Genomic DNA, 14821 nt, shown 5'->3' with positions numbered 1-14821 from the left:
CCTGGTGAGCAATGGTGTCCAAAGGGTAGCGGAGCGATGTCATCAGGCCGTGGCGAGGCTCCGGCCTCGCTTCCGCGTGAAGCTTGCTTCACGCTGGAGGTCGAGCAGGTCGGCGATGACGGCCTCGGCCGTCGGCCACCGCCCCGCACCGCGCCCCCGAACCACGCACGACCGCCCATCCGAACCCGTGATCTTCACCGCGTTCCACTCGCCGGGGACCTCGAACAGCGGATCACCGGCCTCGACCTCCTCGATCGCAACTCGGGCAACGCCGTCAGGAGACAGCGACGCGATCTGCCGGCTCCGGACGCCAGGTCGCGCCGAGCGCACGTCAGCCCGACTGATGTCCACCCGATCGATCGCATGATCGCACGCTTGCGCGATCACTCGGAGCTTGTCGCGCGCGTCACGTCCGTCCAGGTCGCGCGACGGATCGGCCTCGGCCAGCCCCGATCGCTGCGCCTCGGCGATCGCGCCTTCGAGCGTTTCGCCGATACGCAGCCGCTCGAGCACGAAGTTGGCCGTGCCGTTGAGCACGCCGCGGACGCTGGTCGCGTCGAGCCGGGTGACAGCTTCCAGCATCGGCGTTCCGCCGCCGACGGCCGCCGAAGTCCGCGGCTCTCGTCCACACAGCTTCGCCAGTTCTTGCAGCTCTCGGCCGTGCTGGGCCAACACGGCCTTGTTGGCCGTCACCACGTGGCTGCCGGCAAGCAACGCCGCCTCGATGGACTGCCGAGCGGTCTCGACGCCCCCGATCGCCTCGACAACCACGTCGGCGCCGGAACTGGCGACCTCGACGGCGTCGGTCGAGAGCGCGATCCCCAGGCGCTCGCGCGACTCCGCATGCTTTCGAGGATCTCGAACGCACGCCGCGACGCACTCGAACCGGTCGGGCATGTGCGAGAGCAACTCGAGCACGCCCCCACCGACGACGCCGAGCCCCAGCAGGGCCACGCGAGTCGGTCGAACCCGGCACCGCTCGCTCGCAAGCACCGAGCGACACGCTGCGACGCGCGTCGTGCTCGCCCCGCCCGCACACCCGACCTCGAACCCGATCCCCCGGTCACGAGCAAAGCGCACCGCCTTGTGCTGCACGATCGAGCCATCGAGTTCAAGCACGTCCTCGTACGAGGCCTGCTCGAACAACCGCGGCCGGGGCCCGTCCGCCGCCGGATCGTGCTCGTACAGGCCGTCGACGTCCTTGACGAGCACGCAGCGATCCGCCCGCAGTCCATCGGCCACCACGAGCGCCGTCAGATCGGATCCCCCTCGCCCGAGCGTGACGATCCGGCCCGCCCCGTCGGACGCGAAGAAGCCCGGCACGACCACGCAGCCCACTGCCTCGAGCGAACCCGCCACCAACGAACGGTCGAACCCCAGCGGCATCGCGTCGAGGGCCCCGCCGCGCGCTCTCAGGCCGATCGCACAGGGATCGAGCAACACCGCGGGGACGCCCAGGCGATCAAGGCAACCAACGAGCCTGGCCGCGCTCTCCCGCTCGCCGCAGGCCATGATCGCTGCCGTTGCGTGCGGATCGGCGAATACGCCCTCGAGCCGATACGACGCCAGCAGCGCATCGGTCCGGCCCGCGAACGCCGAGACCACGGCGACCACGCGCCAGCCCAGCCGACGCCAGCGGTACACCTCGTGGACGGCGATGCGCAGGTCATCCTCATCGGTCAGCACCGACCCGCCGAACTTCAGCACGATCACGCCCGGGCGCATGCGACCACCTCCTCCGATCGCTCGGCGACGCCTGTCGCCTTCGAAATAGCGTGCTCGAGGTCCGCGATGATCGCCGCGGCCGGCTCGAGCCCCACGCTCAGCCGCAAGAGCCCATCGGCGATGCCGCAGGCGCGGCGGTGCTCGGCTGGCACGTCGGCGTGAGTCATCGTCGCCGGATGGGTCACCAGCGTCTCAACCGAGCCCACGTGCTCGACCAGCGTGCAGAGCTCCAGCGACTCGGCGACGACTCGCGCCGCCTTGAGCCCGCCGCGGACCTCGAAGCTCAGTACCGCACCGTGGCATGGTCCTTCTTCACCCACGGCCCGGTGCTGGCGGTCTGCCAGCGTCTCGCGCCGACCGCCCGCGAGCCCGGGGTAGTTGACCACCTCGACGTCCGCGTGCGCCTGCAGCCATCGCGCGATCGACAGGGCCGTCGCGCTCTGGCGTTCCAGCCGCAGCGGCAGCGTCTTCAGTCCGTTGATCGTCGCCCATGCATTGAACGGCGACTGGATCGCACCCGTGCACTTGCGGATGAAGCGGATGCGGTCGAGCAATTCCTCGTCGCGTGCGACCAGGGCCCCGCCGAGCGCCAGCGAGTGTCCATCGATGAACTTCGTCGTTGAGTACACCGAGACGTCGGCCCCGAGGTCCAGCGGCCGCTGCAGCACGGCCGTCTGGAACGTGTTGTCGACCGCCAGCAGCGCCCCGTGGGCGCGGGCGATCCCCGCGATGCCCTCGACGTCGCTGACCTCGAGCACCGGATTGCTCGGCGTCTCGACGAACGCCAGCCTCGTGTTGCCACGCAGGCCCCGCCGCACGTCGTCCAGGTCGGTCGTGTCGACGAACGTCGCCTCGATGCCAAGGGTCGGCAAGACCTCGCGCAGCAAACGGACCGTTCCGCCGTAGACCGATCGGCCGCATACGACGTGATCGCCGGCGCGGAGCACCGCCAGGAAGAGCGCGGTCTCCGCCGCCAGCCCGGTGCCGAAGCAGACCGCCGGCGGCGCGTCCTCCAACGCGCCCAGCGCCTCTTCCAGCACGGCGACGGTCGGATTGCTGACCCGCGAGTACTGGTGCGCGGGATCGCTTCCTACGCCCTCGCGGCAGAACGTCGTGCTCTGGACGATCGGCGTCGTCAGCGACGCCCCGTCTCCGGCACCGCGACCGATGCCCGGGCAGAGCGTCGACGGTTCGAGCGTGTCGTGAGTGGATGCGTGTCCCATGCCGTGAACTCCTTCACAGCATCGAGAGCTTCCAGTGCTGGCGTGGACGCGGCGAGCATCGCCGCTTGTTTTGCCGAGCGTCGTCCGAAATGGACGGCCTCGACCGCATCGTTCCCCACGCCGGGGCTGGCCTCGGCACCGTGGCGTGGTCTGCTGACCCGCTCGGTTGCCGCCCGGGACCTTGTGAGGCATCCCGGGACTCTTGATGCATGTCGGGCAGAGCATAGCCACGATGCCGAAGCGGTCAAGAAAGCGGCTGCGAGCCCGGAAGCCGCACTCCTCCGGCCAACGCCCAAACGCAGCAATTGCAAGATGACGCCGGATTCACCCGCCGCCAACGACCGATTCACGCGCGGGGGAGAAGCTATGGGCGTATCAACGATGGCTTGCACCGGTTGCGTACCACCGATAAGCGAGCCCAGTTCGAGAACCCGGTACGCAGCGTAGGAGATTCACAATGTTGGGTTGGGCACTGGCCTTCTTCTTGATCGCGATCGTGGCGGCCATCTTTGGTTTCGGTGGCATCGCCTCCGGAGCGGCAGCGATCGCCAAGATCCTCTTCTTCCTCTTCCTCGTGCTGTTCGTGTTGTCGCTCATCTTCGGCCTGGTGCGTCGCGGAAAGGCGAGCGCGGCGTGAGAGATTGCGGTCGCACCGAGCCGCTTCCGCGCTCTGCAGCGACTTAGAATCAACACGACGAGACCGAAACACGACACAACACGTAAGGAGTACCCAATGACCAATCGATTCAACACTCGCCTGATCGCTCGTAGCCTCGCAACCGCATCGGCCATCACCCTCTTCGGGCTTTCTTCGACGATGGTCGGCTGCGAGGACGCGGCCGATGACACCGAAGATGCCATCGAAGACGCCGGCGACGCCGTGGACGATGCTGTCGATGATGCGGCCGATGCCGTGGACGACACCGTCGACGATCTCGGTTGATCGGCAGTCGTTTCAAGAGGCACGGCGCAGAACGCCAACGAAACAACGCAGAATGCTCCCAAGGAGGCATCCACGATGGAGACCATTACCAACCTCGACAAGGACACCGTCGACGGGATCAAGTCACTGATCGAGATCAACATCGATTCAAGCAAGGGCTTCGAGACCGCGGCGGAGAACATCGAGAACGCCGACATTGCAGGCTACTTCCACCAGTGTTCGACGCGTCGCGCGCAGTTCGCTGATCAGCTCAAGCGGGTTGTGGACGTCAACAACGCCGACGCACCTGAAAGCGGCACCGCGACGGGATCTATCCACCGGTGGTGGCTGAGCCTTCGCGGGACCATCCAGAACGGCGACGAACACGCCGTGCTGGCCGAGGCAGAGCGCGGCGAAGACTCCATCAAGGGCACCTACGAGGACGTCCTGAAGAAAACCGCTGGCAGCCCCCTGAATGCGGTTCTCACCGATCAGTACGCCTCGGTGAAGGAGACGCACGACACCATCCGCGACATGCGCGACGCCCGCGGCTGATCGCCGAAGCCAAGTAGTCCAATCCCAACCCCCAGCGGGCGGCCCCCCGGCATTCAGCCGGGTGGCCGCTTCGCCTTTGCGCGTCTGCCCCTCGCATATCATCGGTGTCGACCTTCGGAGCATCGTGAGAGAGGGGAATCGCCATGAACACGCTCACACGCCGCGTAGTCCTCTCCACGATCGCGTGCGTCTTTGTCTGTGAGCCCGTCTCGTCCACGCGGGCCTCGCAGGAAGGCTTGCAGGCGTTGCAAGAGGCCCGCGAAGAGAGGGCTGACGGGCTCACGCTGCTTCGGTCCGCCGACCACGCGCTCCGAAACGCTGACGCACTCGCGATCTCCATCACCCGAGAGGGTGTCGGCGCCCAGGCATCACGCGAACCCTACACCACCGCTCGGCTCGTGCTCGCCCGAAGCAGCACGGCCGATCGCGCTGGCTTGCTCAGCCAAGACCTTCGGCCGCAATGGCACGTCGTCGCCTTCGGGCTTGCCGCGAATCCAGACGGCGACGGCACGCCGCTCCCCTTCGCCTTCGCCATGGACGACGAGGCCGTCCGCATGATCGATGCCAGCCAACGCGCGGTCGTCGAGGCCGAGCACGAGCACGCCGAGATGCTGCTTGCCGGCTCGGGCGCCTGGATGGCGTTGCAGTGGCTCTCGGAGTGGGAGATGCTCGTCGGCCGTCCCATCGTCGATCGAGAGCCGCGTGTGCCGCCCATCAACGATGGCCGCGTGCTCATCGGCGAAGAAGTCACCGACGCAATCTACGTCGACCTTGCCGAGTTTCCCGAGACTTACGCGTTCGGCGCGTGGTGGTATCTCGGCGTCGACGACCACCTGCCCCGGCGCAACGAGCTGGTCTACTACGACGTGCGAGGCGACGACAACCGAAGCGTCGGCGACGGCATCTCGCGGACGACCATTACCAGCATCGAGCCGCTGGCCAGCCCGGCCGACACGTCGGCCGCCGTTGCTCGAGCCTCGCGACTGCTCGACGAGGTGAACTGGGCAGAGCCCGGCGCGGCCCCGCTCTCCACGCTGCTTGATCCCGCCCAGCCATTCTCGCTTCCGACACCCGAAGGCTTCGAGGCCATCGCCTTCGAACCGCCCGCGGACGAACGTCAGGCGGCCGGACGACCCGAGCCCGCGCTCAACATCCCCGCCCCCGACTTCACGCTGCAGGATCCCGAAGGCAACACGCACACGCTCTCGGACTACCGCGGCAAGATCGTGGTGCTCGACTTCTGGGCCACCTGGTGTGCGCCGTGCCTCATGGTGATGCCCAAGCTGCAAGAGGTCCACGAGCAGTTCAAGGACCAGGACGTCGTCGTCATGGGCGTCAACGCCTGGGAAAACGGCGACCCGGCCGCGCTCATGAAGGAGAAGGGCTTCGAGTACCTCCTCCTGCTCGGGGGCGACGCGGCCGCCGCCGACTACGACGTGACCGGCATTCCGACCATGGTCGTCGTCGACCAGAACGGCGTGATCGTCGATCGCCACGTCGGGGCCGATCCGCAGATCAAGACCAAGCTCGCCGAGACCATCACCCGGCTGCGGGGCGAGAACTAGCGCCGCAAACTCGCTTCTTCCAGGCCCGACCGCCGCCGAATGAGCCACGATTCATTCGCGCTTCACCATGCGGTCAGCGGGGCCCGGGAATATCTCAGTGTCCGGCGACCGAACGCACCCGAACGCACGTGGCCGGGCGATCGAGAACAGGAGGCACCAATGTCCAGCAACCGCAGCAGCACCGCCGACCCCAAGGCCGACGTCGACGCCATCCGCGATGACCTCGCGTCGCTCAAGGCCGACGTCGCCGCCCTCATCAACGACGTCGCCCAGCGCGGCACGGAACGCGCGACCGACGTCGCGCACGCCGCCACCGCCAAGGCCCAGGAGATGTCCGACGCCGCCAGGGAACAAGCGACCGAGGCCCACGACCGGCTCGCGCTCGAGGTCTCCCAGCGCCCCCTGCTCTGGCTCGCCGGCGCCGCCGTGGCGGGCGCGTTGATCGCCCGGGGCGTCCGCCGCTAGCAACCGGTTTGTCTCTCTCCTACGCCCCCCGCTCGAGCGCGAGCGGGGGGCCGCCAACTTCGACTCGGGGCGGCGTGCTCCGTCACGGAACTCGATCGAGCCCACTGGGGGGCCAGACCATGCTCGAAAAGGCTGCAGACACCTTCATCGCCGCGGTCGAGCTGCTCGAAGCCGAGGGCAGGCAGCTCCGCCGCACCGGCGCCGACCTGGCCTTCTGGGGCGTCGTCATCGTGGGCGCCTCGACGCTGTCGATGCTCGGCGTCGCCACCGTGCTCGTCGGTGCAACGTGGGCGCTCGCGCAGGCCCTGGGCATCGCCGCGGCGCTCGCCATCATCGGCGGCGCGGCGCTCATCACCGGCGGTGCGCTCGCAGGAGTCGCCCGCAGCCGCATGCGCGCCGCTGGAGGCGATCCGTCATGATCTCCCAGCGCGGCTACACGCCCGAACCAAACCGCCCGCAGCACCCCCACAGCGCGCGACGCCACCCCGCCGCCAGCACGGCCCGCGCCCGGCTGACCGCCCGGCAGGAGTCCATCCGCTCGAGCGCTCGCGTCAAGCCGCAAACGATCGAGGAGGCAAAGCTCAACCTCCGCATCGCCGCCGCCCGCCGTCACGACAGTGGCTCGAACTCGCATGGCGGCGACCTCGCGTCGGCCGCCATCCAGTTCGTGAAGGACCACCCCGCCGCGTTCGCCGCCGGCGTGGGCGTGCTCGCGCTGTTGGTCGGTCCCGGCACGCTGCTCAAGGGCGCGACGACGGCCGCTCGGCTGGCAACCCTGGCCGGCCTGCTGGGCAAGGCCGCGAAGTAGCCCGGTCCGGCGGGCAAAAGAGAATCCCTGTTCCCATCGATCGCCGCCCGGGGCCCAACCAGGCCCCGGGCGGCCTTCTTGTGGCCCTTTCGTCGCCCTCTCACGGAACCGCTGCGAGCCCGCGCCGCCCCCTACCCTTGCGGCCCGAACCGAGACTCGCGACCCCACCCCGATCAGCCCGACAGGAGCCCCACCGACATGGAAACCACCCTCATCATCCTCAAGCCCGACGCCGTCCAGCGGGGCCTCATGGGCCGCATCATCAGCCGCTTCGAGGACAAGGGCCTCCAGGTCGTCGGCTGCAAGCTCATGAAGATCAGCCCGGAGCTGGCCGCCGAGCACTACAAGGACCACGCCGGCAAGCCCTTCTACGACGGCCTCGTCCGCTTCATGACCGGCGCCCCGGTGCTGGTCATGGCCATCCGCAGCATCGGCGCCATCGCCATCAGCCGCTCGATGATGGGCGCGACGTTCGGCTCCAAGGCCGACGCCGGGACGATCCGCGGCGACTTCGGCGTGTCGAACAGCTTCAACCTCATCCACGGCAGCGACAGCCCCGAGGCCGCGAAGCGCGAGCTGGGTTTGTTCTTCAAGGACGGCGAAGTCCTCGATTACGAGCGCGCGATGAGCCAGTGGGTGTACGACTACTCGAGCGGCTCGCCGGAGTAGTTCGACGGCCCGGCGCCCACCGCCCACTGCACCCACAGCGCCCACCGCCGCAGCATCCGCCGAGCGAGTCCTCGAGCGACAGCGCATGCGCAGGCGCGGCGGCCCCCCGGCCGCCCGGGCGCAGCCCGCAAGCAAGCAACGCGAGCGCCTCAAGAACAACCTACATAGACGAGCCCCGGCGCAGCGACCCGTCTTCGGGGCGCTCCGCCGGGGCGGTGGACGTGCAACACGCCTCGGCCTACGCCGCTTCCGCCGTCGCCTGCCCGTTGCCGCCCACGCCGAAGCGCACGGCGAAGAGCGCCGGGCCGCCGGCCTGGGTCGAGCGGCGGGCCTGCACGCGGTACGTCGCCACCGCCGTGCCCGCGGGCACGGTGCTGTCGGTGAAGCGGCGCTCGCCGGCCGTCAGCAGGTAGTTGAAGTTGCCCTGCGGCTCGTCCTGGCGCCAGACGTCGTACGTCACGCCGAACACGTTGCCGGGGTTGTCGCAGCGGAAGGCCAGCTCAACCGAGCCGTCCTGGCGGAGCGACACCTCGAAGTCCGTGGGCGTGCCCGGGGCCGGGGTGGGCTCGGGCGTTGCCGGGTCGGGCAGCAGCGCGGTGGCGTAGACCGACTCGTCGCCGGTCGCCTTGGCGAAGCCGCGGATCTTCTGCACGAGCCCGACGCCGATCTCGCGCATGGCGTCGGTCTGGTTGCGGAAGTTCTGCGAGGCCGCGAGCTTGGCGTCGTTGGCCTGCTCTGCGGTGGTCCTGGCCGAAGAAGCCGCGGCAGTCGCTGCGGCCAGCTCGTTGACGAGGGCCTCGGTGAGGCCGATGCCGGCCGGGTCGGCGCTCCAGGCGCTCAGGCGGTTGGTGAACCAGTCGATGGCGTCGCTGCGGCTATCTGGCACCACGCTCATGACGCACCGCCTTCCAGGACGCACGCCGTGCGAAGGACGGGCGTGCAGGGTGCGGACGGAGAAAGGACGATCGCGATGCGTGCATTCATGGCGAACCTCGTGGTTGCTGATGCATCCGTGCACGCGGCCGACCATCGCCCGCGTCCGAGCGTTGCATCGCCCGATCCACGGGTCCGATCGAGCGCGCCATCCAGCGCAACCCAAAAAAAACTCACGGCGCGTCCTAGAACCGCTGGGTTTCGTCCAAGAACCACGCACGGCCGTCCCAGAACCGACGCCGGAGGTCATCGTGGCGTGCACCGAGGTCGTGTTCCTTCACGCCTTGGTCATGTTCCTTCAGGCCTTGGTCATGTTCCTTCACGCCTTGGTCGTGTTGGTCCACGCTCTCATGATGTCCCATCACGCCTTGGTCGTGTCGGTTCACGCCCTGGTCGTGTTCCCTCACGCCCTCGTCGCGTCGGTTCACGCTGGTGTCGTGGCCCTCCACGCCCCCGTGATGCTTCTTCACGCCCGGGTCGTGCTCCCCCGGGCGATCACGGCCCTGGTGCGAGGCCCGCCCACGCCCGCTCGGGCGGATGCGGCCGCCGGGGCTTGGGGCGTGATCCCAGGGCGTTGCCCTCGGGCCGGTGATAGACTTGTTCGCCAGATCGAGAGGGGCCGCCCTGGCGAGGGGCAAGGCGCGGTGGGCGCGGTGGGCGTGGGGGCGTGGGGGCGAGCGTGGGATCGCTCGGGGTCCGGCCAGAGACGCAGGAGGGCATTCGCATGGCACGAGCGAGGACTCGCATGGCACGAGCGGGGATCGCAACGCTGGCGCTCGCGCCGTCGGTCGCGTGCGGCCAATGGGAGTACACCAGCTTGCAGGTGCCCGGCGAGCCCTTTGCGTCCGTGCATGGGATCGACGGCGGCGTCCCGGTGGGCAGCAACGGCGAGGCCGGGTTCTGGAGCGAGTACGCGCCCGATTCTTTCGTCAGCCTCCAGCCCCCGTCGCTGCAGCACGGCTCGCAGTGCCTGGGTGCGCACGAGGGACAGCAGGTCGGGTCAGTGAACTACTTGCGATCGTTCTATGGGATCTATGAGAATCGTGCGAGCCTGTGGAGCGGGTCGGCGGACACGTGGGTCAGCCTGCACACCCAGGATCGCCACGGGATCTCGCACTCCACGGCGGTTGCCACCCACGGCGGGCAGCAGGTCGGCTGGACCTGGACCGAGCCGGTCACCGAGCGCGCCGCGCTGTGGACCGGCACGGCGGCCTCGGTGGTCGATCTCATGCCCGCGGGCGCCCGGGTGTCGCTGGCCCTGGGCGTCCACGACGGCGTGCAGGTCGGCAGCGCGCTGTTCGACGAGACGCGGCGCGCGGGGCTCTGGCGGGGCACCGCCGATTCCTGGGTCGACCTCCACCCCGCCGGCGCTTCGCGGTCCTCGGCCAACGCCGCCGACGCGGGCGTCCAGGGGGGCGAGGTGTGGATCGATGGCGTGCCGCACGCGGCCCTGTGGCGTGGCACGGCCGAGTCGTGGGAGAACCTGGGCACGGGCGTCATCTACGCGATGCACGATGGGTGGCAGGTGGGCGTGGATGCCACCCTGCCCGTGGTCTGGAACGGCACCGCCGCGTCGCGTGAATTGCTGCCGATCCCCGATGGGTTCGATCGTGTGGCCACCACCGATATCTGGCACGACGGCCAGACGCTGTATGTCGTGGGCCAGGCGCGAGGGACGTTCACCCAAGCGGCGCATGTGTGGACCAGGCCGATGGCGGCGTGCCGCGCCGACCTCGACGGCGACGGCGACCTCACCATCTTCGACTTCCTCGCCTTCCAGAACCTCTTCGACCTCATGGACCCGCTCGCCGACTTCGACGGCGACGGCTCGCTCACCATCTTCGACTTCCTCGCCTTCCAGAACGCCTTCGACGCCGGCTGCCCTTAGAGAAGATCTCCAGATAGCACATGGCCAGATGGCAGATTCCGGAATCTGCCATCTGGCCATGTGCCATCTGGAAGTCTCGCTACGCCGGCGCCGCAGCGTCCTTGATGCGCACCTCGATCTCGGGCGCGGGCGTCTCGTCGTCGCCCTCGGCCGCGATCTGCTCGGCGACCTCCCGCCGGTGCACGTCGATGGTCCTGGGGAAGTCGAAGGCAAGCCGGATGCGGTCGCCCTTGATCGAGGCGATCCGAACGACCCCGATGGGGTTCTTCGGGTCGCCGACCACCACTTCCTCGCCCTCACGCCTCGTGATCACAAGCATCGCAGCACCACCATGCGGCTCTTTTGCGGAGGCCGGCCTCTCCTGCCGGTCCGCGGCGGCCCCACCATGGGCCGCCATCCCTCTTCCCACTCCGACTCAATGACCCGCGGCACCCGGGTCCATCCCAGGATCCGCGATCCCACCACCGGTCATACGGGCCAACAACGGTCGAGTGTAACCGACAGGCCCATCAATCGCGCGAAATTTCGTCCGCGGCCCCCCGTTCGTCCCCGATAACGCGCAGATCGCTGGCGTCCAACGACTTAGCGCGAGCCAGCCGGTCGGTGTCTGTCAATCTGGGCAAGACGTTCGGCGACCGTCGCTCGGGGTCGTTTCATGTTGGCCCGAGTGCCGGGCGGGCCTCAGTCGATGGCTTCGACCGCCTCGACCTCGGGCACGTGCTCGCGGAGGTTCCGCTCCAGGCCCATCTGGAGCGTCAGGCTGCTGCTGGGGCAGCCCACGCAGGCCCCGTGCAGCCGGATGCGGACCACGCCCTCGCCGGTGAACTCGAGGAACTCCACGTCCCCCCCGTCGGCCTGGATGCTCGGGCGGATCTGCTCGATCACCTGCCGCACCCGCTCCTCCGAGCTGCCCGAGGGCGCGGGGCCGCCCGGGCCTCGGCTCGAGGCGTTCTGATCGGCCTGGGGCAGGCTGTGTTCCTTGGCCAAGGCTGGCGGTCCTCCGTGGGTCGGCGGCGAGGCGGGACACGCCCCTGGGCCATCTCGCCCGCAGGCTGGGACGATCGGCGTTCGCCTACCGATAGTATTGCACCATGCAGCGATCCGCAGCACCGAACGTCGTATTTCTCAGCGTCTGCCTCGGCTTGCTCGCCGCGGCCACGATCCTCCTTCCGGCGTGCGCGAGCCGCACCCAGCAGGTCAGCGGCGACCCGCTCACCGACTTCCAGAATCCCGAGTTGCGGGTGCCCGACCGCGTGGCGGCGATGCGGGTGGCCTGGGAAGAGGCCGACGGCAACCGCCGGCCCATCCGCGGCCCGCTCAAGGACCTCGTCTGGAGCGCCCAGACGCCCCAGGAGCTCCGACACGCCGCCGTCGACCTGCTCATGAGCGACGACTCGTGGTCGGGCCTGCAAGACTCGGAGAACTTTATCCGCGCCCGCGTGCCCACCGAGCAGGACTACCAGGTCATCCGCCGGATGGGACGCCAGGCGGTCTCGCGAGGCTGGCAGGACCTCACCGCCGCGTTCGTGCGTTCCTATGCCATCGAGGACGCCGAGATCGCCGACGCGGACCGCGTCGAGCGGGTGATCCTCGAGTCGCTCAACCCCGACGCCTCGCTCGAGCTCATCGCCACGCGCGTGTTCCTCAGTCCGCGGCAGGGCACCCTCGGATCGATCGACCTGGACGCCCGCGCCCGCGAGGCGGCCTGGGACCTGCTCGCGCGGCTCGACCCCAGCGGAGAGGCGCGACGCGAAGTCCTGTCCCGAGCCGACCTGCCCACCGACCAGCAAGGCGCCCAGACGCTGCGGGCGATCCGGCGCGGCCTGAGCGAGCTGGGCGTCGTGCCCCGCAACGGCGAGGAACTGCGCTGGCTCATGACGCTGTACCAGGACGCCGACGGTCCGTGGTGGCAGGAGACCGCCCAGGCCGTGGCGCGGCTTAGCCCCGAACAGGCCGAGGGCCTGAAGCTGCGCAACCTCGAAGCCGTGCGGTGGGCCTCGGTCTACCGCGAGCCCTGGATGCGCGATACGCGCCTGCAGCTCGAGGGCCGCCTCCGGGCGCGCATCGGCGATCGCGAGACCACCCCACGCCGCGCCGACACGCGCGAGCTCCGCGGCATCCCAGATTCGCTCGACGTGAGCGCGCCCATGCTGACCTGGGGCGACCTGCTGGGCATGCTCGCCGTCGACGTCGCGCTGCACGATCCCGAGGTCATGCGCCGCATCTTCGAGCAGGTCGAGATGGACCGCGAGGACGACACCACCGAGTACGGCGGGCTGCTGTTCGTCGATGGCTCGGGCCGGTTCGTCGCCCAGATGTACCCGCCTCGACCGCAGCATCGCAAGGGCGACGACCAGTTCGTTGCGTCTTCTGACATGGTCGAGCAGAGCGTGCGGGCCCTGGCGATGTACCACTTCCACGTGATGCGAAAGCGAAACAGCCGCTTCGCCGGACCGAGCGCCGAAGACTTCGCCCAAGCCCGCGCCCAGGGCCGCCTGGGCGTGGTCATGACCTCCATCAACGAGGACGAGCTGAACGTCGACGCCTACATCGATGCGCCCGCTAGCGTCGACCTGGGCGCCCTGCCACGCGTGCCGTCCATCATGAACGGCAACTGATCGGCCCCGCCTCGTGCCCAGCATCCACGTCCTGATCATCCTCGTGGGCCTGCTGCTGGGCAACGACCTCGCCGCCGCGCGTGGCGCCGCGAGCGAGGGCTCGGGGTGGCAGTTCGTGGTCGCCGCCGGGTGGTCGTTCCTGGTGGCGTCCGTGGCGCTCGTCGCCCTGCCCGCATGCGCGCGGGCGGCGGCCTATCGCGGTTCGTGGCGTTTGCTTCGCCGCGGGCTCGGCCTGAGCGAAAAGCTCCGCTGGCTCGTCGTCCTGCCCTTCGCAATCTGGAGCGTGACGTCCAACGGCCTCGGCGCCGTCGAGTCGCTGATGGGAGCGTGGATCGGTCTAGACGAGATGGCCGCCGCCGCCCCCCCGCTGCTCGCGCTGCTTGCGATTACCTGGGCCGAGCATCCGCTGCACGACCGCATGCGGCAGGCAATGCTCGTCCGCGAGCTCGATGCGGGAGGCCTGGTCGAGCGTCCGCCGACGCGCTGGGAGGCAACCATCAGCCGAGCCCGGGCGATGCTGGCGATGCCGCTCGTACCGGTGCTGCTGATCGTCTGCTGGCACGAGACGGTCGAGTACGTGCTCGGGGGCCAGCCGGCGCTCGCCTGGCGCACGATCGATATCGCGGGCACGATCGCCATCGTCGCGTTCTCGCCTGCCATCATCGTGCGCGTGCTCGGAACCCGCTCGCTCGGCGATGGAGAGGCCCGCCAACGCATCGCCACGCTGTGCGACCAGATGGGGGCGCGCATCACGGGCGTGCGGCTGTGGGCCCATCCGTCGGCCAATGCGGCCATCCTGGGCCTCCTGCCATGGGCTCGCTACATGCTGGTCACCGAGCCGCTGCTGCAGGGCATGCCCCGGCACGAGTTCGACGCCGTCGTCGCCCACGAGCTCGCGCACGTCCGCCAGCACCACGTGCTGTGGATCGTGCTGGCGATGTTGGCCCTCGTGACCGCCCTGGGTCTGGTCGAGCCCGCCCTCGCGTGGTTCGGCCAGAACGCCGGTCTCGGGCGCGGCCTGGCGGAACTGTCAGCTTTGCTGCTCGTCGCCACCGCAGCCGTGCTGGGCTTCGGGGCCATCAGCCGGCTCATCGAGCGGCACGCCGACGCACGGGCGGCCGTCGCCCTGAGCACGGCCATCGCCCGCGAAAACGAAGACGACCCGGCAATCGTGCACCAGGGCGGCCCCGACTCGATGGCCGCCGCACTCGACCGCGTGTGTGCGCTCAACGGCGTTGATCCGAACCGCTGGGGCTTTCGCCACGGCTCGGTCCGTCAACGCCAGCGGGCACTCGCGCGTCTGGCTGGCCTGCCCAGCCGGCGCCTCCCGGTTGACCGGCGGGTATTCACGCTCCGGCTGGCTACGCTCACGACGCTTGCGATCGCGGGGACCGTCATGCTGGTCGGCCTGTGGCAGGGTTGGTTCTCGCTTTGACCACGCGCTCGCGCA

At 69.3% G+C, this 14821-nt stretch carries 17 protein-coding genes; 11 read left to right on the top strand and 6 right to left on the bottom strand.

Annotation, left to right across the window (positions count from 1 at the left end; translation table 11 throughout):
- Positions 1–42: 42 nt before the first annotated feature.
- Positions 43–1725, bottom strand: a complete 1683-nt coding sequence (locus tag RIA68_02485; GenBank protein ID MEQ8316301.1) for a hypothetical protein — start codon at positions 1723–1725, stop codon at positions 43–45.
- Positions 1710–2948, bottom strand: coding sequence for an aminotransferase class I/II-fold pyridoxal phosphate-dependent enzyme (locus RIA68_02480; GenBank protein ID MEQ8316300.1), 1239 nt, complete (start codon positions 2946–2948; stop codon positions 1710–1712). Before RIA68_02480 ends, RIA68_02485 begins: the two co-directional genes overlap by 16 nt.
- Positions 2949–3405: 457 nt before the next feature.
- Here RIA68_02480 and RIA68_02475 point away from each other — a divergent pair, with 457 nt between their 5' ends.
- The 8 genes from RIA68_02475 (at position 3406) to ndk (ending at position 7932) form a co-directional block, all read left to right on the top strand.
- Positions 3406–3585 carry a DUF1328 family protein gene (locus RIA68_02475; protein MEQ8316299.1) on the top strand — a complete coding sequence of 60 codons (180 nt, stop codon included), beginning with the start codon at positions 3406–3408 and terminating at the stop codon, positions 3583–3585.
- Between the two features lie 96 nt (positions 3586–3681).
- Entirely contained in the window at positions 3682–3891 is a 210-nt protein-coding gene (locus RIA68_02470; GenBank protein ID MEQ8316298.1) for a hypothetical protein, read from the top strand.
- 75 nt (positions 3892–3966) lie between these two features.
- A complete protein-coding gene (locus tag RIA68_02465; protein ID MEQ8316297.1) occupies positions 3967–4425 on the top strand; it encodes a PA2169 family four-helix-bundle protein in 459 nt (152 codons plus the stop codon).
- A gap of 143 nt (positions 4426–4568) precedes the next feature.
- Positions 4569–5990, top strand: coding sequence for a TlpA disulfide reductase family protein (locus RIA68_02460; GenBank protein MEQ8316296.1), 1422 nt, complete (start codon positions 4569–4571; stop codon positions 5988–5990).
- Between the two features lie 159 nt (positions 5991–6149).
- Positions 6150–6455 carry a hypothetical protein gene (locus tag RIA68_02455; GenBank protein ID MEQ8316295.1) on the top strand — a complete coding sequence of 102 codons (306 nt, stop codon included), beginning with the start codon at positions 6150–6152 and terminating at the stop codon, positions 6453–6455.
- Positions 6456–6574: 119 nt separating this feature from the next.
- The gene (locus RIA68_02450; GenBank protein MEQ8316294.1) at positions 6575–6874 is read left to right on the top strand and encodes a hypothetical protein; all 300 of its coding nucleotides are present in this window, start codon (positions 6575–6577) and stop codon (positions 6872–6874) included.
- The gene (locus RIA68_02445) at positions 6871–7263 is read left to right on the top strand and encodes a hypothetical protein (GenBank protein MEQ8316293.1); all 393 of its coding nucleotides are present in this window, start codon (positions 6871–6873) and stop codon (positions 7261–7263) included. Before RIA68_02450 ends, RIA68_02445 begins: the two co-directional genes overlap by 4 nt.
- Before the next feature lie 198 nt (positions 7264–7461).
- Positions 7462–7932, top strand: coding sequence for a nucleoside-diphosphate kinase (gene ndk / locus RIA68_02440; GenBank protein ID MEQ8316292.1), 471 nt, complete (start codon positions 7462–7464; stop codon positions 7930–7932).
- 238 nt (positions 7933–8170) lie between these two features.
- Here ndk and RIA68_02435 read toward each other — a convergent pair whose 3' ends face one another.
- Complete coding sequence (locus RIA68_02435) at positions 8171–8827, bottom strand: hypothetical protein (GenBank protein MEQ8316291.1); 657 nt, start codon at positions 8825–8827, stop codon at positions 8171–8173.
- Positions 8828–9050: 223 nt separating this feature from the next.
- Complete coding sequence (locus RIA68_02430; protein ID MEQ8316290.1) at positions 9051–9335, bottom strand: hypothetical protein; 285 nt, start codon at positions 9333–9335, stop codon at positions 9051–9053.
- Positions 9336–9610: 275 nt separating this feature from the next.
- Between RIA68_02430 and RIA68_02425 the strand changes: the two genes are divergently transcribed.
- Positions 9611–10753: a GC-type dockerin domain-anchored protein gene (locus RIA68_02425; GenBank protein MEQ8316289.1), complete on the top strand. Its 1143-nt coding sequence runs from the start codon at positions 9611–9613 to the stop codon at positions 10751–10753.
- Between the two features lie 79 nt (positions 10754–10832).
- Here the strand turns inward: RIA68_02425 and RIA68_02420 are convergent, their stop codons facing one another.
- The gene (locus RIA68_02420; GenBank protein MEQ8316288.1) at positions 10833–11072 is read right to left on the bottom strand and encodes a carbon storage regulator; all 240 of its coding nucleotides are present in this window, start codon (positions 11070–11072) and stop codon (positions 10833–10835) included.
- 362 nt (positions 11073–11434) lie between these two features.
- Positions 11435–11740, bottom strand: a complete 306-nt coding sequence (locus RIA68_02415; protein MEQ8316287.1) for a NifU family protein — start codon at positions 11738–11740, stop codon at positions 11435–11437.
- 104 nt (positions 11741–11844) lie between these two features.
- Between RIA68_02415 and RIA68_02410 the strand changes: the two genes are divergently transcribed.
- Together RIA68_02410 and RIA68_02405 are read left to right on the top strand one after the other, a co-directional pair.
- A complete protein-coding gene (locus RIA68_02410; GenBank protein MEQ8316286.1) occupies positions 11845–13371 on the top strand; it encodes a hypothetical protein in 1527 nt (508 codons plus the stop codon).
- A gap of 13 nt (positions 13372–13384) precedes the next feature.
- Positions 13385–14806 carry a M48 family metalloprotease gene (locus tag RIA68_02405; GenBank protein ID MEQ8316285.1) on the top strand — a complete coding sequence of 474 codons (1422 nt, stop codon included), beginning with the start codon at positions 13385–13387 and terminating at the stop codon, positions 14804–14806.
- The last annotated feature ends 15 nt before the right edge of the window (positions 14807–14821 follow it).

The organism is Phycisphaerales bacterium (assembly GCA_040217175.1).
In the GTDB taxonomy this organism is placed as follows: Bacteria; Planctomycetota; Phycisphaerae; order Phycisphaerales; family UBA1924; genus JAHCJI01.
The sequence above is the reverse complement of the archived record's forward strand: the minus strand, read 5'-3'. Positions and strand labels throughout refer to the sequence as shown.